General features: G+C 50.1%; 20 protein-coding genes. 5 read left to right on the top strand and 15 right to left on the bottom strand.

Annotated elements, in window-relative coordinates; genetic code table 11:
* Nucleotides 1-273, bottom strand: coding sequence for an ACT domain-containing protein (locus SCIP_RS05265; RefSeq protein WP_006293751.1), 273 nt, complete (start codon nucleotides 271-273; stop codon nucleotides 1-3).
* Between the two features lie 53 nt (nucleotides 274-326).
* The gene (locus SCIP_RS05260; RefSeq protein WP_081442853.1) at nucleotides 327-983 is read right to left on the bottom strand and encodes a tRNA (cytidine(34)-2'-O)-methyltransferase; all 657 of its coding nucleotides are present in this window, start codon (nucleotides 981-983) and stop codon (nucleotides 327-329) included.
* Between the two features lie 19 nt (nucleotides 984-1002).
* Here SCIP_RS05260 and SCIP_RS05255 point away from each other — a divergent pair, with 19 nt between their 5' ends.
* Together SCIP_RS05255 and SCIP_RS05250 are read left to right on the top strand one after the other, a co-directional pair.
* Nucleotides 1003-2043, top strand: coding sequence for an HhH-GPD family protein (locus SCIP_RS05255; protein WP_231288070.1), 1041 nt, complete (start codon nucleotides 1003-1005; stop codon nucleotides 2041-2043).
* A 24-nt stretch (nucleotides 2044-2067) separates the two neighbouring features.
* Nucleotides 2068-2889, top strand: a complete 822-nt coding sequence (locus SCIP_RS05250) for a hypothetical protein (protein ID WP_006293754.1) — start codon at nucleotides 2068-2070, stop codon at nucleotides 2887-2889.
* A 68-nt stretch (nucleotides 2890-2957) separates the two neighbouring features.
* Here SCIP_RS05250 and radA read toward each other — a convergent pair whose 3' ends face one another.
* Nucleotides 2958-4373, bottom strand: a complete 1416-nt coding sequence (gene radA / locus SCIP_RS05245; RefSeq protein ID WP_006293755.1) for a DNA repair protein RadA — start codon at nucleotides 4371-4373, stop codon at nucleotides 2958-2960.
* Between the two features lie 70 nt (nucleotides 4374-4443).
* On the opposite strand from radA, the gene SCIP_RS05240 reads away from it, so the two are divergent.
* Both SCIP_RS05240 and SCIP_RS07780 read left to right on the top strand, forming a co-directional pair.
* The gene (locus SCIP_RS05240; RefSeq protein WP_050752404.1) at nucleotides 4444-5247 is read left to right on the top strand and encodes a hypothetical protein; all 804 of its coding nucleotides are present in this window, start codon (nucleotides 4444-4446) and stop codon (nucleotides 5245-5247) included.
* 84 nt (nucleotides 5248-5331) lie between these two features.
* Nucleotides 5332-5421, top strand: coding sequence for a 30S ribosomal protein bS22 (locus SCIP_RS07780; protein WP_003817716.1), 90 nt, complete (start codon nucleotides 5332-5334; stop codon nucleotides 5419-5421).
* A gap of 175 nt (nucleotides 5422-5596) precedes the next feature.
* Here SCIP_RS07780 and rpiA read toward each other — a convergent pair whose 3' ends face one another.
* On the bottom strand, nucleotides 5597-6301 hold the full coding sequence (rpiA, locus tag SCIP_RS05230) for a ribose-5-phosphate isomerase RpiA (RefSeq protein WP_040591335.1): 705 nt from the start codon (nucleotides 6299-6301) through the stop codon (nucleotides 5597-5599).
* Nucleotides 6302-6359: 58 nt separating this feature from the next.
* Nucleotides 6360-7271 carry a ribonuclease H family protein gene (locus SCIP_RS05225; RefSeq protein WP_040591337.1) on the bottom strand — a complete coding sequence of 304 codons (912 nt, stop codon included), beginning with the start codon at nucleotides 7269-7271 and terminating at the stop codon, nucleotides 6360-6362.
* 239 nt (nucleotides 7272-7510) lie between these two features.
* Between SCIP_RS05225 and SCIP_RS05220 the strand changes: the two genes are divergently transcribed.
* A complete protein-coding gene (locus tag SCIP_RS05220; RefSeq protein ID WP_040591340.1) occupies nucleotides 7511-8386 on the top strand; it encodes an inositol monophosphatase family protein in 876 nt (291 codons plus the stop codon).
* A 269-nt stretch (nucleotides 8387-8655) separates the two neighbouring features.
* On the opposite strand, the gene SCIP_RS05215 is transcribed toward SCIP_RS05220, so the two are convergent.
* The 10 genes from SCIP_RS05215 to SCIP_RS05170 all read right to left on the bottom strand — a co-directional run bounded on the left by SCIP_RS05215 (nucleotide 8656) and on the right by SCIP_RS05170 (nucleotide 19539).
* Nucleotides 8656-8934, bottom strand: coding sequence for an HU family DNA-binding protein (locus tag SCIP_RS05215; RefSeq protein ID WP_006293760.1), 279 nt, complete (start codon nucleotides 8932-8934; stop codon nucleotides 8656-8658).
* Between the two features lie 241 nt (nucleotides 8935-9175).
* Nucleotides 9176-11698: a lysylphosphatidylglycerol synthase transmembrane domain-containing protein gene (locus tag SCIP_RS05210; protein ID WP_006293761.1), complete on the bottom strand. Its 2523-nt coding sequence runs from the start codon at nucleotides 11696-11698 to the stop codon at nucleotides 9176-9178.
* Nucleotides 11699-11703: 5 nt separating this feature from the next.
* Nucleotides 11704-13149 (bottom strand): adenylosuccinate lyase, encoded by a 1446-nt coding sequence (gene purB / locus SCIP_RS05205; protein WP_006293762.1) that lies wholly within the window; start codon nucleotides 13147-13149, stop codon nucleotides 11704-11706.
* 43 nt (nucleotides 13150-13192) lie between these two features.
* Nucleotides 13193-14689, bottom strand: coding sequence for a PGAP1-like alpha/beta domain-containing protein (locus SCIP_RS05200; RefSeq protein ID WP_006293763.1), 1497 nt, complete (start codon nucleotides 14687-14689; stop codon nucleotides 13193-13195).
* 19 nt (nucleotides 14690-14708) lie between these two features.
* A complete protein-coding gene (locus tag SCIP_RS07965; RefSeq protein WP_006293764.1) occupies nucleotides 14709-15074 on the bottom strand; it encodes a hypothetical protein in 366 nt (121 codons plus the stop codon).
* Between the two features lie 146 nt (nucleotides 15075-15220).
* Nucleotides 15221-15814, bottom strand: a complete 594-nt coding sequence (locus tag SCIP_RS05190) for a DUF6466 family protein (protein ID WP_006293765.1) — start codon at nucleotides 15812-15814, stop codon at nucleotides 15221-15223.
* Entirely contained in the window at nucleotides 15811-16887 is a 1077-nt protein-coding gene (locus SCIP_RS05185; protein WP_006293766.1) for a vWA domain-containing protein, read from the bottom strand. The genes SCIP_RS05190 and SCIP_RS05185 overlap by 4 nt, the downstream gene beginning before the upstream one ends.
* On the bottom strand, nucleotides 16884-18002 hold the full coding sequence (locus tag SCIP_RS05180) for a vWA domain-containing protein (RefSeq protein WP_006293767.1): 1119 nt from the start codon (nucleotides 18000-18002) through the stop codon (nucleotides 16884-16886). The genes SCIP_RS05185 and SCIP_RS05180 overlap by 4 nt, the downstream gene beginning before the upstream one ends.
* A complete protein-coding gene (locus tag SCIP_RS05175; RefSeq protein WP_006293768.1) occupies nucleotides 18002-18526 on the bottom strand; it encodes a hypothetical protein in 525 nt (174 codons plus the stop codon). The genes SCIP_RS05180 and SCIP_RS05175 overlap by 1 nt, the downstream gene beginning before the upstream one ends.
* Nucleotides 18523-19539, bottom strand: a complete 1017-nt coding sequence (locus tag SCIP_RS05170) for a DUF58 domain-containing protein (RefSeq protein WP_006293769.1) — start codon at nucleotides 19537-19539, stop codon at nucleotides 18523-18525. The genes SCIP_RS05175 and SCIP_RS05170 overlap by 4 nt, the downstream gene beginning before the upstream one ends.
* Nucleotides 19540-19558: the final 19 nt, after the last annotated feature.

Below are 19558 nucleotides of genomic sequence, written 5' to 3'. Positions count from 1 at the left end.
CTAAATGCGGTGCATGGCGGTGAAAATTTCTTCTCTCTGGCAGTGAATATCAACCCCAATAGTCTTCCCCAGCTCCGTCAGGTGATTGGCTAATTCTTCAAAAGAACTGGTAGATTGGGTATAATCTGCAACCATCATCATGGTAAAAAATCCATCCACAATGGTCTGCGAAATATCTAAGATATTCACCTGGCGTCCAGCTAGATAGGTGCATACCCGTGCAATAATTCCAACCGTATCTTTGCCTACAACGGTAATAATGGCTTTGTTCATGACCTCTTGCTCCTGCTGTGCTTTGTTTATATCTTACAGGAAGCGATCTATTATTATTCTCCCCCGGCAAATCCCATCTGCCTCCACGCCTCGTAGAGAGCTATGGCCGCGCAGTTGGCAAGATTGAGACTGCGCAGGCTGGGCCGCATGGGGAACCGCACTTGTTTATATATATGATCACCTGACATAATATCCATGGGATCGGGAATATTCCCGGGTTCAGGGCCGAAAAGGAGAATATCGTTGGGCTGGTAGTCTACTTCCGTGTAAAGGGTCCGTGCCTGGGCGGTAAAGGAAATAATCCGACTGTCGGGCATGGATTCCACCAGATTGGTGAAATTGGGATGAATAACAACATGAGTCATATCATGATAATCCAGTCCTGCCCTGCGCAGCTTGGTATCTTTTAGGTTGAAGCCCAGGGGCTCCACCAGGTGCAGGATGGTGCCGGTAATGGCGCAGAGGCGGATGGCCGAGCCGGTGTTTCCCGGAATTCTAGGGGAGTAGAAGCATAGATGGGGGGTTGATGTTTCCGCCAGGCTGGCCTGGGAAGGTTGGAGCATGGCATCAGCCACATTGATGGGATTTCCATGGGCGTCGGTGACCAGTTCATCCGGTCCGTAAGATGATTTTCTATACCCGTATTCAAACATGGAATCCACTCCCCGGGGCATAGGGGTGGTGCTTGCAGTCTGCTCATTATCGTCCATATTTGCAACAATAAAGATGATGACAGACAGCAGGCAATCGTTGATGAAGACTCAGGACAGGCATGTTTCCCAAGCTGTTGCTGCGGCTAAAGCAACTGCAGCATATGACCGTCTTTCTTCTTGGTGGCAGGATAATGCCCGTGACCTGCCTTGGCGTTTTGGCCGGACCAGCCCCTGGGGAGTGCTGGTGTCTGAGGTGATGAGTCAGCAAACACCCATGAGCCGGGTTCGTCCTTACTGGTTGGAATGGATGCGGCTCTGGCCGACTCCCCGCGCGCTGAGCAGGGCTGCTGCGGCTGACATCATTGCTGCTTGGGGACGCCTGGGCTACCCCCGCAGGGCCCTTCGCCTGCAAGAATGTGCCCGAGTTCTGGTCTCCTCTTATGGAGGCCAGGTTCCCTCCGTTTACGATCAACTGATTGCCCTGCCCGGAGTGGGGGATTATACGGCTTCAGCTGTCTTGTCTTTTGCCTTCGGGACCCGGGTTCCGGTTATAGATACGAATATTCGCCGGGTCCTATCCCGCTCTTTTGAAGGCAAGGAATCTACCGGGGGGTCTGCAAAGGCGTCTGACAGGCAGCTTGCAGTGGACCTTCTTCCCCGAAAGAAGGAGGAATCAGTCATCTGGAACCAGGCTCTGATGGAAGTCGGAGCTGTAATTTGTACTGCCCATAAGCCCCTGTGCACCCAATGCCCTCTTAAGGATTTGTGTGATTTTTATGCGGCTGGCCTTCCTGGCCTGGGCCAGGGGCCAACTCGTCCTCGTCAAAAATTCCAGGGAACCAACCGACAGATTCGGGGGCGGATTCTGCAGGCTTTGAGGGAAAGCAACCGAAAAGTACAAGAGGGCAGTCAGGGACAGATGGAGCCGCATTTACCATCAGAAAGAGAAGATAGGGGACAGGCGCTTCCCCCTGGCGTGGCCCCCACCCTGACCTATAACCAGCTGCTGGTTTTATGCCCAGATCATGGGCGGCTGGATGAATGCCTGGCTTCTTTAGATGATGACGGACTGATCGTAATTTATAAGGATCATTCCGTCAGTCTTCCCCTGCGGTAACGACTTCAGTTTACACTGGATATTATGGAAACGCGGAAGAATCCACCGAAGAGAAAGCCCAACAAGGCTCAGATGCAGAAGATATACAGGCGGCGCAGAATTATTGCCCTTCTTATTCTGCTGGCAGTCATCGCCGCCCTGGTTGCAGGAATCGTGGGAATTTCCCATGCGCTTTCTCACAGAGCCCCCGCCCCTTCCTCTTCAGCTTCCGTAACTTCTTCCGCTTCGCCTTCAGCCTCCGGCTCGTCTTCAGCCTCCGCTCCTCCATCTACTTCCAGCCAGGAAAATTCCAGCAGAAGCGAAAAAAGCAAACTCTCGGGGATTCCTGACTGTACCTCTTCGTACCTGTCTCTGTCCCTTAATTCCAACACTTCAACAGTGCAGGCGGGATCGTCTATAATTTTCAGCATGACTATGAGTCACCAGGGCAAGAAAGACTGCCTGATCGATGCCTCCGCCAGCTCAAGGGTTTTAGTTATTACCAGCGGGAACGCTACAGTCTGGCGGTCTGATGTGTGTGAGAGTGAGTCCAGGATGCTTCTGATGACGGGGAAAGATAAAGATACTCAGTCTCTTTCCTGGCCAACCACAGCTTCCCAGTCAGTGTGCAAGGCCAGCAAAGATTTGAAAACAGTTAATCCGGGCACCTACAAGGCTTATATTTTTATTAAGTCTGATCCTGCAATTAAATCGAATGAGCTTACCTTAACCGTGACTGAGCCACCTAGTCCTTCCCCCTCACCTTCCACCAGCTCCTCACCCGGCTCCTCTTCCTCACAGTCTTCGTCACCGTCCCCCTCTCACTCATCACAATCCTCGTCGGCTCCCGGATCTACAGGTCGGTAATCTTCCTGTCCGCTACCCTGACTACCTGCTGCCTATCTGGTGGTAGAAGAGGTGGGTTGTCTTCAGGACTACAGAAGCTGTTCCAGGGCTTCTTTCAGGGAGGAGACTTCAACTAGGTCCAGATTCCCGATGTGACGTGAATCTGCTTCCTTATACCACGGCGAGCCTTTTCTGTGCCGAGGAACCAGAGCCCGGGTAAAACCTATCCTAGCTGCTTCGCGCAGGCGGTTTGTTATTCGGGGGACCGGCCGGATCTGCCCCGTCAGGGAGATTTCTCCCAGGCAGAGGGTCTGGCGGTCAATGGGAATCTCCCTGGCAGCTGAGGCCAAGGCAGCGGCGATAGCCAGGTCACAGGCGGGTTCCCTGGCAGAACCTCCGGCAATAGTCGACACATAAATATCATTATTGAGTAACGATATCCTGCCATGCCGGTGAAGAACAGCTACAATCATAGCCAAGCGGTTGTAGTCCACTCCATTGGTGGTTCGTCTGGGAGAGGGCAGGACAGAAGAAGTGACCAGGGCCTGAATTTCAAGAGGAAGACTGCGATGACCATCAACAATAAAAGTCACACAGGTTCCTGCTGATTGTTCCTGAGAATCGCTGACAAAAAGGCCGCTTGGGTCAGCAACTTCCTCTATGCCTTCCCCGCTCATGTCAAAACAGCCTACTTCATCAGTGGGGCCAAAACGATTCTTTAGGCTCCTCAGCAGCCTCAAAGCAGTCTGATTATCACCCTCAAACTGGCAGACTACGTCGACTAGATGTTCCAGGGTTCTGGGGCCGGCAATGGAACCATCTTTAGTTACATGACCTACCAGGAGGATGGGGATTCCCAGACTTTTGGCGCAATCAATGAGACTGACTGCAACCTGCCTGACCTGGGTGCTGCCCCCGGGGATACCGTCCGTTTCCTGATCATAAATTGTCTGCACTGAATCAACTATGGCTAAGGCCGGAGATTCCCGGCGAATCAAAGAGGCTACCGTCGCCAGGTCGGTTGTAGAGGCCAGAAGCAGATTGGCGACAACCGCTCCAATCCTCCTGGCTCGCATACGGATTTGAGCTAGGGATTCCTCACCTGAAATATACAAAATTTTCTTCCCCTCTGTCTGGAGGGCTCTGGAAATATTCCCTGCTGTTTCCAGTAGAAGAGTGGATTTTCCAATGCCTGGTTCTCCTGCCATAAGAATCACAGCTCCAGGCACTATTCCTCCGCCCAGAACCCGGTTAAATTCCTCGAAACCGGTTGACAGGCGAACAACATCGTGCAGGCCTTCGTCGGTAACAGGCTTAAGAATGGCTTCTGTTTCCGCCTGGCTGAGGGAACGAGAGGATGATGCCCTGGAATGGGAGGAGGGCAGGGATGATTCGTGAAATTCCTCGATTGTTCCCCACTGGCCGCAATTGGGACAGCGCCCATACCATTTGGATCCGTCCCATCCGCATTCAGAGCATACATACTTCCTTGGTGACTTTGCCATAGTCCGCAGGCTACTGATCTATACAGACATTGAGCGGGCAGAGTCCCCAAGCCATGCAAAAATAGGAAATATGACGAATGAGCAGCAGAATAATGATGACCCTTTTCGGGGTCTTGCTATGCGCGGGCAGGCACCTGGCAGCCAGGAAGAGGACTACACCAAGACTGATCTGCCTGCAGGCCAGGGTAATGCTGATGAGAATGATGGAGCTGATGATTCTGCTGAGAATGATGAGGCCTTCCAGAGCATGGAGAAAACACTTCGTAACCGCTCTCACCGCAACCGTATTACGGTCTCCATCGTTGCCATTGTCCTCATCCTTGCTGCTGTGATTACTGCTTTCCTGTGGCCTGGCTGGGCTCTGAAAAAGAATGGGGGGGTGGATAATATTATCCACACATCGTCATCGGCTTCGGGGTCGCAAACTGTTGCCAGCCCGACGATTTCGGCCAGTCCTCTGCCGTCCAACGCCTCAGAATTAGTAAAAACCGTTCTTCCCGCCACCGTGGGGGCCTATGCCCGTCAATCGATAAAACCTACTACTGCCTGGGAATCTTCCCAGCCTATCGAGGAATATGTGGTTACCTATTCCACGGGAGATAGGAGTAAAGACATTACTGTGACCCTGGCTCAATGGTCTACCGATGATTATGCCCTCAAACAATATCAGACTGTGACTAATGAGTTAAAGGGCAAACAGCTTGCTCAGGGGAATGTGTCCGTGAAAGGCGCTCAAACTGGCTCTTATGTAGTTAAAGAAGAGTCTGGCAATTCCAGCCAGGCCGTGGTGGTTGAGCAGAATTCTTCTGTTCTTTTTCAGATAACCGGGCCCAAAGATCAGTTGACAGACTTCTTCAATAAGTTTGGGTACTAAGCTCTGTCCCTATTCTTTACTGACCCTGTCCGCTAATAGGGGTAGGATATTGAAAGTTGTGTTCACTAGGAAACGGAGGCTCTGATGGGTTCTGTCATCAAGAAGCGTCGCAAGCGGATGAGTAAAAAGAAGCACCGCAAAATGCTGCGTAAGACTCGTCATCAGCGCAAGTAGTGCGACCGCTTGAAGGCGCCTGCCTTCTAAAGCTAAACAGTCTTGAATAAACTTAAAGCCCCTCAGCAGAGGGGCTTTTTGCTTTTCTACTTGTGCTTTTATATTTTGTTTATGCTTTATTTTTATGACAAAGATATACTCCCGAGTATTCATTCTCTTGAGAGTATATTACATGTTACTTTATCTTCCTAGGGTTGGTCAGAATGCGGGGACCGTGAGGGTCTCCAACAATTACCGTGTCAACCATATTGAGGAAGAGACCGTGCTCCACCACGCCTACTGTGGTGATCAGGTCTTGGGCCAACTCTTGGGGGGCATCAATCTGGCCAAGATGCAGGTCAACCACATAGTTCTTTTCATCGGTCAACACGGGAGATCCCTGCTGATTTAGGCGCAGAACAGGCTTGTACCCTTTGTCTTCAAAGTGCTTAACAACATGGCCGGCACCGAAGGGTATAACTTCAACGGGTAGGGGGAACTTGCCAATAGTGTCCACAACTTTAGACTCATCAACAATCCATACAATTTTATGTGAGTTGATGGCAACAATCTTTTCCCAGAGGAGAGCTGCGCCGCCGCCCTTAATTCCATCGAAGTTTTTATCAACTTCGTCGGCTCCATCAATGGTGACATCAATCCTGTCTACATCATCAATGTTCACAATTTTAATTCCGTAGCTTTCTGCCTGCTCCTGTGTACGGCGGGAGGTAGTCACTCCGGTGAATTTCAGGCCTTCCTCCTGAGTTCTCCTGCCTAACTCGTCAACGAGGAAGCGGACAGTTGAACCTGTTCCCAGGCCGGCGATCATACCATCGGTGACCAGTTTGGCGGCTTCAATGCCTGCTGCTTTTTTGAGCTTATCCTGTGTTTCTTTATCCATCATTGTCTCCTTGTATGAGATTTACTGATTTTTATCGGATGTAAAATAAGATATCCGGTTAAAATAAAGTATCCTGATGATTATTATCCCAACTACTATCGTCAAAACGACGAATTGCCTCGTCAAGGCTGGCAATAGCCTTATCCATATGAGCGCTGGCATTTTCCAGCCTCTGAGCAGCCAGATTAAACTGGTCAGCAGCGGATCTAATCTGGGCTAAAAGCTCATGAGCGACCGTAGTCTCTGTGGTTTCTGTAGTCTCGATAGTTGGCGCTGTTGCTGAATTTGATACCCGGTTTCTGCTGCCTTCCTTGGTGGTATCCTTATCTGCCTCCGGCCTGCTGGTCTGATCGGCTGCAAGATAATCATCAGCCTGCGGAGCCTGAGAGGGATTGTCGGGAATTGTCATGGAGTGTCCGTAAATAGAGGAGATCAGGGACTGCCATCCTTCATAGGGCAGATAGTTAGGTGCGCGGCCTGCCTGACATTTTTCTGCATATCCACGGGCAAGGCTGTCAACCTTCTCATTATACATATTACCTGCGTGGCCTTTTACCCAGGTAAAACTTACCGGTCCTGGCCGCTCAGAAATCTCCCTGTCTATGGCTTTGATCAAAGGGGCATTCTTGACAGGCTCGTGCTTGGAATTCTTCCAACCGTTCTTCTTCCAGCCTTCTAGCCAGATGGTGGAGCATTTGATGGCATATTGGGAATCTGATTCAATAATCAGACAATAAGATCCCCTGTGGGTACGTAAAGCCTGTAATACGGCGCACAGCTCGCCAATCTGGTTTGTTCCATTGCTTGCTCCTCCGCAGTCACAGTCCCTGCCCGTCGACGAAGCTATATGGCCGCCGGTCGTGTCTGTGTGTTCAGCCCATCCCCAGCCCATGGGTCCGTTAGGGTTGGATAAGGCGCTTCCATCTGTGGAGACTGTCACCGTGCCGGTGATTGTTGCTGTATTTTTCATTACTTGCATTCTACCGGCAGGACTGCCATTGCTCCAAGGGAGCCTGTTTTCAGGGCAGTCCTTGCAGGTTAGCGGAGTCAGTGCTGGAAGCAAAAGGCTCTCATAATGGTCGGCAGATCAAATAATAAAAAAAGATCATAAAATCAAATCATAAAAGAAAATCATTTCGTACCACAGTTGTACTATGTCTGCATTACCTTTTACAGAGCATAGGCTAATTTTTACAAAAAAATATGGAGATGGTCCTGGTGGATTTATCAAGTGCGAATTTGCGGCATATTGCCCAGCAGCTTTACGATGCCATAGTCGAAGCGGGCAGGAATGCTTTGCAGGTGCAAATCTCGCCCCGGATCTTCAATGCCAGGGAGGCTTTGTCCGTAGATACCTCTCAGACTTACAGAGAACTGGTTACTGCTTCAGTGGATGAAGATGTCTTACGTTTTATGAGGCATAAGGTGGATTCTATCGCCCCCCTCGACGGATACTGGGAAGAGGTTGGGACTAGCCGCCGGCCCGGTGGACACTACTGGTGTATTGGAAAAGTAGATGGGGCCATTAATTTTGTGCGCAATATGTCGGAATGGACTCTGACTCTGTCTCTTTTTGAAATTAATGAGACGGGCGCTGCTTACCCCATTTTAGGAATTGTCCATGCTCCGGCCCTGGGCATGACTTATCTGGCTGTTCGTTCTGAAGGGGCTATCCGCATTCGTCATACCAGTTCGGGGGATAAGCGGCAGAGGATTATTCCCACCACTACTCGGACTCTGGCAGGGTCAGTCGTTAGCTTTGGTATGTCGTATTTTGCTCAGGAACCTCGCCGGGCTATTGATGCAGTGGCCAGGATGGCCGGTTTGCCAGCAGACATTAAGCGGATTGGACCCGCCTCTCTGGACTTATGCAAGGTAGCAGACGGAACATATGACGCTTATTTTGAACCCACCCTGCACCATTGGGACATTCCTGCTGTCTCTGCCGGGAGCATTATTGTCTGGGAGTCTGGTGCCCGCCTGAGGCGGTGGGATGATAGTGAGATCAACTGGTATGAGAATAACGATATTGTTGCTTCCAATGGTTTAATCACCGATGAGCTGCAGAAATATTTAATTCAATAAAATCTACTTGAAGAGACACAGGTTTATGCAACGTGCAATTTCATAAACAAAACCTGAATAGTTAGATCGGCGCAGAATAAAAATAGGAATAAAATAAAAATAAAAAATAAGTAAGCCTTGGGTAGTGAATATTCCACCCGAGGCTTACTTATCAGGCCTTTGTGCAGATCTTTTATTTATATGTTCCTTTTATATATGTTTTGCACATTGCACAAGACCTTGCTTGATCTACCTAGCGGTAGTCTCGCAAAGATGCATCCTGCAAAAACTTAAGCAACAGCCTTCTTCAGCAGGGAACCTGCCTGCAGCTTAACGCCATAGCCGGCAGGAATGTTGATAGCTTCACCGGTACGGGGGTTGCGGCCTGTACGGGCAGCACGCTTGACGCGGGAAGCGGACAAAACACCTGTCAGACGCAGACCTTCTCCGGATTCGAGGGATTCAACCAGAACTTCCTGGAATGCGTTGATAGCAGCTTCTGACTGAGCCTTGGTCAGGCTTGTCTTCTGAGCAATCTTTGCTACGAGATCAGACTTATTGTATGCCATAGTGGTTGTACATCCTTACTTTATAGGGGGAGTTAAGCGGGATTACTTAACTCAAGGTACAAGTTTGATATTACCGTATTATCTAGAAAAAATCGACTCAGAAGCGCACAAATTAGCGGTTTTTCCCGAAAAATTTGTGAAAATTACAGGGATGTAGTTTCCCATAGGGGTATTTTGGCCTCTTGACAGACGTGTCACCCCTGAGCAAGGACTGTAGCTGGGAGCGCGAAGCAGATGGATATCAGATAAGGTCATGCTTATTTAACCACTGCATAGCGGCAGCTCCCAGAGGGATGCGCAGCCAGTAAGTCATGATCCTGAAAACCAGGGTCGCGGACACTGCTATGGCTGAGGGAACACCTATGCCGGAGAAAGCCAGGGCCAGGGCAGCCTCAATAGCTCCCAGACCGCCGGGGGTAGGAACTGCTGATCCCAGGGTGTTTGCCAGGAGGAAGACAAAAGTTGTTTCTATAGGGTTATTGGCATAACCAAAAGCAAGCAGAGCTGACCAGAATGCCAGGCCCAGACCTACGTTCTGCAGAACGGATCCAGCTGCACACCAGAGGAGTTCCTTTGGCTGTGTCAGGACAGCTGTCAGATCATGGCCAAAGGAGCGAATGATGGGCAGGAAACGCCGGACAATCAGTTTTCGTAAAGGTTTAATTGCCATAACAATGGCAACGAGCAGAGCGATTACTGCCAGCACAATAGCCAGAGTACCAGTGGGAATCATGCCAGACAGGGTGTTGCGGCCTGTAAAAATACCAATAATAATGAGCAGAATGCCGGTTGTAGCTATCTGGACAGCTACAACCGCGCTCATAATGGCCGTAGCTTTAGTGTTTTTATAGCCGGCTTTGCGCAGATATTGAAGGTTTACAAAGGCCGGTCCCACTCCTGCAGGCATGGTGACGGCAGTGAATCCTTGCATAACCTGAGACAGGAAGAGGGGAACCATGTGCCGCTTATCTTTATCTACAAAGACCCCTAGGGAGATGGCTGTTGCAATCCAGGGTATGAAAGTTCCAAACACAAAAGACAGGAGGGCCATCCAGGGATTGGCGCTGGACAGGGCTTTGACCATCTCAGCCGGTTTCATCTGAGTAAAGACAACCAGGGCAGCCACAATAAGAAGTACTGCCCCCACAAAATTTCGCACATTGAAACGAGCCAGGGTGACGGTTTCTGTGGTATTGGCATCATCTTCCGGAATCAGGGCATTCATTGCTGCCCTCAGATCTTTCAGAATCGAGCGGTTCCAGGATGGATCCTGGCGGGTTTCCACCGGAATGGCTGCCCTCTGAATGAAAGGAATAAGGTTATACACATAATCGCGTCCCCAGGCTCTTACCGCGCAGGCAACTGTCCGGTCAATGCCAATCTTGGTGGCAAAAACAGCCAGCATTTGTGCCCGGTCAACACTGGTATTGGCTTCAATACTGGCGAAATCGCCGTTGTCCCAGCCGGCCAGAATAAGATTATCGTCTTTGTCGCGAACAAAGTTAGCAGGGGTAATCCGTCGGTGGGTGTAGCCCCGGCGGTTTGCGGTTTCCAGGTATTTCATGGCGCAGACAGCATCATCATCGCTGACAGATTCCCAGCTGCAGCTCTTCAGGGGATTGTCGGTGTAGTAGACCATGATTCCGGATTCCTGGGCGTCAGCAACGGCGTAAGGGTTGATGGTGGACAGGCCTATATGACGCAGGCCCAGGAGCATGTCCAGGTGATGATGGCAGGCAACACGCACTGTTCTGTCGTGTCGGGTTGCCAGATTGGACATTTGGAACCACTGGAAAAGCTGACGCAGATAGCCGGCTGAGTGTCGACGTTCATCTAAAACGGAAACAGTATAATGTATTCCTTGGGAATCCACAGCGTCGTACAATCGTGAGTTCAGGGTCAGATCATCATCAATGCTTACTGTTTGCTCAGACAAGCGAGTTGAAGCATCGGGTCTTTTCAGACTATTGGCTCTGCTGCGTAGAACGCGGATGTCAAGACCCACTTCCTTCAAAGCTTCAATGACTCCCTTGCCCCAGACCCCCACGTTCAAGGTGCCTACAGCAAAGCGAACCAGGAGGCCAACTGAGCGGCCAAGCAGAAGAGCCAGGAAAACTCCAGTGAAGGAGTCAGCAGAGAGCATGATGAGGATGGCAGCCAAGAGGAAGGTGAGATTCCAGCCCCATATAACACTGGTACGGATTTTCCTGGGGCCGGCTGCGGTTAGAAAGGCAGACAGGGCAGCGAAAACGTCAGGCAGAATTCCCTCGATGGATTGCAGTTCATTGATTAAGACAGGATTGTGAATGGCAATCACTAATTGAGAAACACCGAAAGCTGCTGCAAAGCCACAAATGAGGGCGATGGCGCTCATAGCCAGCTGAGTCCATTCCTCCTTGAATGCCAGGTGGAATACAACAAAGATAATAATTCCAATGGTGGTTATCTGCTGCAGGAGAGAGAGAGGAACAATGTAAAGCCAGTTATTTATAAGAGTTCCTATGCTATGGACATCCCGATTAACTCCTGTTGTCAGTCCTCGTAACTGTACTGAGGCAAAGGCAAAAAGAATAGAACCCAGAAGAAAAAGGATGGCGTTGAGCAGATCCGACAGGTCGTGGACTCTTTTGGGAGGGGTATCTACAATTCGAGTCTGGGGAAGGGACACGGTGTCCATGATCTCCAGACCGCTGTCTGCCGGAATGTCATCATCGGTCTGATCCTGCTTATGGGAGTCAGGGCTGTATGCTGCTTTTTGTTTCATAGAACCTAGGCGTTTCTCAAACTGCTGATTTCTTCAGCTAGACCAGTATAGGAAGCGGGTGTCAGTGCCGACAGACGGCGTGCGGTCTGATCATCGAAGTTGATGCTGGAAATGAAGTCCTCTACGTCGCTGTGACTGATTTTTTTGCCCCTCATCAATTCCTTCACACGTTCATAAGGATTATCCATGCCTTCGCGACCGGCTAAAGCACCTGCCCGCATGGCAGTCTGGATAGGCTCTCCCAGGACTTCCCAATTAGAATCCAATTCTTGGGCCATAACCTCGGTGTTGGGGTGAATTGAATTCAAACCTCCCGCGAGGTTATCCAGGGCAAGAAGACTGTAGCCGAAAGCTGACCCTATATTGCGCTGGGTAGTAGAATCCGTCAGATCCCTCTGCCAGCGGGTTTCAGTTAAGGTAGCACTGAGGCAGTCAAAGAGAGCTGAAGACAGCTCTAGGTTAGCTTCTGCATTCTCAAAGCGGATGGGATTGACCTTGTGGGGCATGGTGCTGGATCCAGTTGCGCCTTTGACCGGTACCTGGGCAAAGACACCCCGGGAAATATACATCCACACATCTACGGCAAGATTATGCAGAATGTGGTTGATATGGCTGATTGTGGAGTAAAGTTCTGCCTGCCAATCGTGAGATTCAATCTGGGTAGTGAGGGGGTTCCAGGTTAGTCCCAGACGGACGGTCACGAAGTTTCTGCTGACCGACAGCCAATCTACCTGAGGAAGTGCCTGGGTATGTGCTCCAAAGGTTCCAGTAGCCCCGTTAATTTTGCCCAGATATTCCTGATTATTCAGAATCCTAAGCTGGCGGTTAAAACGGTAAACATACACCGCCAACTCTTTACCCAAAGTTGTCGGGGTAGCTGGCTGGCCATGAGTCAGGCTGAGCATAGGCAGATTGGCAAATTTCTGGGCAGCTGTATCAAGAAGCTTAACAACCTCACGGAACTGTGGAATCCAGACCTTTTCCACTGCCTGTTTAATGCATAAAGCATAGGAGAGATTATTGATGTCTTCACTGGTGCAGGCAAAATGGACCAGGGGCTTCAGCCTTGTCAGCTGGGTCTGTGTGCCTAGAGCGTCTGCTGCTGCTTCCATGCGGCGGTCGATGAAGTACTCCACAGCTTTCACATCGTGGTGAGTAACAGCTTCAATCTCGGCTAATTCTGCAATTTGATCGGAACCAAAGTCTTCCGGGATTTTCCTTAGATAATCGAGTTCTTCCTGACTAAAAGGCTGAACTCCTGGGATGGACGACTGACCATCGTCATCGTGGCTTCCGTTGGCCAGGTGGATCATCCACTCCACTTCTACCACAATGCGCTGCCGGTTCAATGCAGCTTCGCTCAGATATTCGACCAGGGGGGCGGTTTGCCGGCTGTACCGTCCGTCCAAGGGACTAAGCGCGAGCTCCGGCTTGATATCAGTTAACCTCATGGTTTAAGGTTACGACAAGGTATAAACGCTTACATAATTATTTTTACCTCCCCATACGTCCCTGAAAATAGTATTGTTTGTCCATTCTTCCCGCGATAGTTTGCTGGAAATGTTTGTCGTGGCTGGTTACAGCGTCTGAATGCAATTTTTGAGCGTCATCCCAGGTGGCCCGATGGTAATTAAGGCCATGAGTCAGCTCTTTTTTTCCTCCGGTTTTATCTACAGCAGTTGATTCGTTGTCCTTTCCTTGGTTGCTTGCATGGTCTTCAGGACTGCCTACGCTGCTTCCCCTCACCGTCAAGTGGTGGGGGCTAGCCGCGTTATTCTTACCGTCTAAACTGGAGACTAGCTCATCATTGACTTCTGTGCTTGTCATCCAGGTTTTTTGAGGAACAGGGTGGTTGGCAATAGGCGAGCCTGCTGTAATAACGTGTTTGATGGTGAAATCATGGCTGAGATCGCTGGCAATGGTAGCGGCAATAATTCCTCCCTGAGAGTGCCCTGCCAGGGCGACGGAATCACCGGGTTTGATTCCTGCTTTCTTCATGGCTGCAATCACATAACGGGCACTATCCGCTTTGGCTCTTTGGGAAGCCTGGGAGCTCATCAAATCAACGTTTTGTGTCCAACCAAAGGGAGAATCCTTTTTTCCGTCTGTTCCTGGAATGGTTACTAGCCAGTTATGCTTTCCATTTGCGGTTGTAAAGCGTTGAATGACTACAGTACCGTAGGAGGTACCTGTCTGCCCCCTGCCCAGTTTCTCCTGATTTTTCAGACAATCACTGATGGATTTTGGCTTTGATAGGGGATGAGAAGGGGTGACAGAAGTGATAGTTATTTTATTCCCTTGGAGAAGGTTGGTCAAAGGCTCTGTTTTTTGAGAAATTCCAGTAGCAGCATCGTTCACAGTCCCACCGAAGGAAAGGCGCTTTCCCAGACCTGACATAAAACTTTGATGAAAGTCGGAGCTGTCAGTAATGATTCGAACAGGATTCATTCCGTCAGACAAGAGGTGCAGGTTCGTTGATGCCAAGCCATAAGCCGTCATGGTGAACACGGTGGACAGAGGGTTGAGAGTAGTCTGTGCTTTTACCAGGCGTCCCAGTAGCGAGGTGCTGAACTGTTCTGCATGTGAGTAGGCACCGTATGCCCGCTGCATTTTATCAGCCAGATTCTCCAAGTGCCGTGCCAGGCTCATGCCTGAAGCTGCAAAAGAATCACAGTCGCTGAACAAGGCAGGGAGAGGGACTGGTGTATGGACGGCAGTTTGTGGCGAAGCTTGTCCAGGCAGCAGCATGGATTCAGGAGCGCGAACGGTCTGCATTCTGGTCCCAGGCAGGAGACCTGAGTAGAACGGGCATGTAGGTGACAGTGTAAATGACCGGGCCAAGGCTGCCGGCCTGGCCTGTTTCCATCGACGAGATGCTTCATCCAGCATGTTGGCAAAAGTTGTACAGGCAAAGCAATAGATGGTTAGTTTCTTTAGATCAATGGTGGTAGGACCGGCATAAATATGTGCCCTGACACGTGCTTGAATCATGGTGTATCTCCTGACATTCTTACTGGCACAGACGGCGCATTCTGGTTAGGGCGAGTTCAGCTTCGGATTCCTCTTTCATTAGAGTGCGAAGGCTATTCCTGTAATATTCTCCTGCTTTTCCTTCCCATTTCAGCCTGGATGCTGAGACCAGAGTTTGCCTGATATAATTCAAAACTTTCTGAGTCGAACTGGCTTCGGTGACAACAAAATAGGATAGACTGCTGCCCACCGACAAGCAGGGACAAGCCGGTGAAGGCAGGGTGGGTATGCCCGGCTGAGGTGCATATGTAGGGTGAGCCGGAAGAGACGACCCAGGGGACTGGGCTACTCCCGGCTGGCCGCTGGGGAGCGAAGGGAAAGATGGTAGTGATGTTCTAGCTGTCATGCATATATGATGACAAATTCTCTCACGAAAGAGAAGAGAAAAAAGTAATGTGGTCGAATGTGGAAAACACGCTTAAGGACGAACTTGACAACGTATAAGGAAGAGCATAAAAAGAAAAACGTATAAAGAAGAACGTATAAGGAAAATTACCAAGGTTTCGTCTGAGATGAGGCCGATTTACTGCTGTTTGGTTTGGCTGTCTGCTTGGTTGTATTGCGTTTCAGCAGTTTTTTGGCTTTCTGCTCGTCTTCTGTGTTTTTAGATTGGGAAGATGAGGATGATGAACTGGCTGACGATGAGGGAGCTGGCTTCTGAACTGTATCAATTTTCCTGCCAGTCTTCTTCTCTTTCTCTTTCAGAAGAGTGGCTACTTTCTGGGTAAACTGTCTGGAAATTGCGGCATTGTGAGATATGGACTTTTTCACTCGGCTGGATGCAAGAGATGATCTGCTCTGCAAATCAGACAGAGACTGATCGAGGGATTTTTGTTTTTGAGTCAAGGCCTTCAATTGGTTGATCGACATAGAGGAGGCTGATGAGTTGAAAGAGGCAATGTTGGACTGGAGATCACGGGTAGAGGAGTTGAATGACGACAGGAGGGAAATATTGATTCCCGCTATCACAGCGGCTGCAAGAGCCAGCAGGGACAGAATTCCTATGACGATTCGGGTTGCCAGTGGCATGCGGGCTTGACGCGACGAAGACGATGAAGAATTTGTAGAACGGGTGGGAGTATTCACAGGAGCCTCCTAGACATAATCAGCCATGTGCCAAGTTCCCAGAGGAAAATGAGGAAAAAGACAATAACCAATGGCCAGATAAAGGGAACAGTATGATTCAGGTGTCTGGTCACCGAGCGCAGATGATACGATTGAGAAGTTTTACCAACGTCAGTAATCTCCAGCCCCCGCTTGCTGCTTGTCTGAACATAAAGGCCGGAGAGTTCGTCGGCAATAGCTTTCAGATTTTCTGGATTGAGGCGGGAGATGCCATCCTTGCCACTTGTGGGATCCTTTACCCATTCTGTCTGAGAGCTGTCAGAACCCTGGGAAGCCGTACCCGCATTGGCTTCATCATCCATTGCGTTTATTCCCACCTTGGTTAGGGGGATTTTCCCTCCCGCGGAAGAGCCAACCCCCACAACCACAGCATGAGTTACATATTTACGCAGGGATGAGAAGGTTCGCATGGGCTCATCGGTAGTGCTTTCTCCATCGGAAATATAATAGAGCACTATGGAATCATTGGGATGAGCCTGACGAGTTTTCTCCATGGCCGTGATGAGGGTGTTAATCGGTGCATCAAGGCTGGATCCCCGAGAAGTTGCCGTAGCTTCGGTGACCAGGGTATTGGCCCACTGGGTCACAGCGTTGGAATCAGGGGTCATAGGAAGATCTATTGTAGTGCTGGCTCCAAAACTGATGGCACTAAAACTGGCATCGGAGTACATAGAAGCAATATCGGTGATTGCCTGCCTGGCTGCTGCCAGCCGGGTCAGTGTTTTTTCACTCTTATAATGGGCATCGCTAACAGCCATAGATCCAGTCGTATCAACAGCGATAAACACATCAGTCGCCTTCACCGCTTTGGTCGTGTTCTCTGTCAGCAGACTGGGAGTCATAACCATCAGGGCAGACAGGACAAGAAGAAGAATTCGCCTGATAAGAGAAGCTGTGCTGGCATTGGTCAGGGTGGATTGTTTTTTTGATTGTCGGACCCTGCCAATAATTAGCCAGACAGCAAAACAGACAAGGAGGAGAGCGATAAGAGGGGAGATAATCCAGCCAAACATAGGGTTAAGAGTCAGTTTCATCGGCGAAGCCTCCTTGCAGTCAGCAGGTAGGCTGCTAGAGCCAGAATAAGCAGAAGAACCAAAACCTGAGGCCGATCGATCATGTTAGCCTGCTGGCTTGGCTTCTTTAGCCCAGAGCTGGTTTTTTCTATGGCCTGAACAAGCGAATTAAGATCAGCCGTATTGTTCATATCTACAAAGACTCCGCCTGAATGGGTGATCAGATTCTTCATCTGTATGGCACTGGTGGAGGAACTCCTTGACTGAGGGCCAATATAAAGACCATCGACAGAAATTCCTGATTTGGTCACTACCGACATAGCTTCGGTCAGGCTGTAGGTTCCTTTCCCGCTTTGCACATTGTCAGTAGCGAAAATGATGGAGGCGCTTCTGGCATTCCGGGCTCGGGCAGCGGATCCCTTTTTGTCAGAAGAATCGTTGGCATTGATCGAGAACTGAGGAAGCTGCAGGGCGCAGCTGACCAGGCCATCTCCAATCAGGGAAGAAGAATTGGTGATATTTCTGGTGCCTTCCAACCAATCCTGAATCTGCGCATATTCTTTCTTGGAAATCTTGTTATACGCTCCTGAAGATACTTTTTGCAGAATTGTAAAGCCGTATTTAAGCTGACTCTGAATGACATCGTAGTCGTCGGTCAGGGGGAAGACAGTTCTGGAAGTGGAATCAAAGATACTTAAACCTATGCGTTCTCCCTGAAGCTGATCAATAATTTCCAGATAAGCAGCAATAATCTGGCGATCATAAGCCAGAGCTGATCCTGACACATCCAGACAGAGCACAATATCGCGGGAACCTGAACTGGTATTTTCCCGATCTACCTGTGATGGTCTCCCCATAAGGAGGGCAGTAATCAAGCCAATGACCGCCAGAATAATAGCAGCGAATCTGCTCAGCCTTCGGTAGAGAAGATAGCGGGAAGCAGCTTTGGGCGATTTGAGATCATCACTAACCGTCCAGCTGTAAGCCTGAGATTCTTTTTGAACCGGATGCACTAGCGGTTTATTGGGATATTTTCGCCGTACCCAGATATTTACGGCAATAAGAACGGCAAGAAGAACCAAGACAGCAAGGAGAATGGCCCAGGGCCACCTCCAGGTGATTGATAAGGTTTCCATTAGTCCCACCTTTCAATCAGACCGATTACCCAGGAGGCAGCGTCTTTTACCGTGGACTTCTGGGCAGCAGGGTTGTACCGGCTGTCTGCGAATTCCGGCGGGTAGAGTGCCTCAATTGTTTGACGCAGGGCGATGTACCCTTCAGAGGCCGACGCATCTGAAGGTGTCGTGAGGCCCGGATTCCTGTCGGCAGACCGCTTGATCTCGGTCAGGGTTTGATTTGTTACGTCTTTGCCCATTTTTTCTGAAGCAAACTGCCGAGCCAGGACTGCAAGACGGTGGTAAGCCTGTTTATCAGTCAGCAATCCTCGTGAATAATCCTTGGTCACTGCTGTGATTCTATTTTTCCAATCGGCCCTGGTTTTCTTTTTCACCTGCCGTCTGTTTTTTTCTTGAGTTCCCTGCTGTTTGCTGCCCATAATCAGCAGGACCAGTCCTACCGCTGCCAGAAGGATTAGAATAACCAGAGCAAAAATAAAGAGAGCAGGAGAAATGGGGGAATCGGGAGTGAGAGTAAAAGTCATTGTTGTCCTTCTTCCGCAGACGCGGCCATGTGCGAAGCGGCCAGTACATTTATAGAGCCGGCCCGGGTCAAAGCTGTGGAGATATGCCGGACAAACTGATCAAACATATCTTCGCTGGATCCAGCATGCAGAAGAGCTGCTCCTGCGTGAGATAAGCGCTGTTCCAGGAGTTTGGCTGTGAATTCACGGCGTTCGTCCACATCATCCGCCAGCTGGGGGGTCCGCATGAAAGCAGGAATCATACGGCCGGAAGTGGAATCAACTATGGCAGAGAAGTTATCTGAAACTGTGAAGGAATTGACAGCATCGACATCCACCACGATCATGGGATGAGTCTGAGCCAGAATGCTGACGCTTTCAATGGTGTCTTCAGTCCAGGCTGTGTTGGCGGTAGCAATGATGATCAGAGCGTATCGGTCCCGAATTCGTTTGGCATAGTCCAGCAGGGCCGTCAAGTCCCTGGGGTGAGTCCTTTTGCGCTCGGCAATCCGTTCCGCCAGGTCGTCAAAAGCCAGATATCCTCCGGTCAGTGGCATGCGGGTAATTCGGGCCTTGTCTCCAACGATTACCGACAGCTCATCAGATCGACGCAGAGACAGGGCAGCAAACATGTGTAAAGCGTTGAGAGCCACATCCATCTGGCTTTCCCCGCTTTCGCATGTGCCCAGCATTTGGGCTCCAGAGTCCAGCAGCATCCAGACCCGGCTGATGACATTCTGTTCCTTGTCTACAACCATGGGCCGGCCGGAACGGGCGGAGGCTTTCCAATCAATGGATCTGGCCTCATCCCCTGGTGTGTAGGGGCGGATATCGAGGAATTCATAGCCGGACCCGCGTCGTATCGATTGATGTTCGCCTTCCAACACGCCTAAAGCCCGCTTGACTGTTGGGAGAGTCAGGTGGGTCCCCATAGCTTCAATCCTTTGGCGGATGGCCTGGCCGGACATCTGCTTGTGCCTGGTCAGGCCACCACCTGTGGCACTGTCAGTTTGAATGGTCTCTATATCCTGCATATATCCTGTATATCCATAA

It is taken from the genome of Scardovia inopinata JCM 12537, assembly GCF_001042695.1.
Lineage (GTDB): Bacteria > Actinomycetota > Actinomycetes > Actinomycetales > Bifidobacteriaceae > Scardovia > Scardovia inopinata.
The sequence above is the reverse complement of the archived record's forward strand: the minus strand, read 5'-3'. Positions and strand labels throughout refer to the sequence as shown.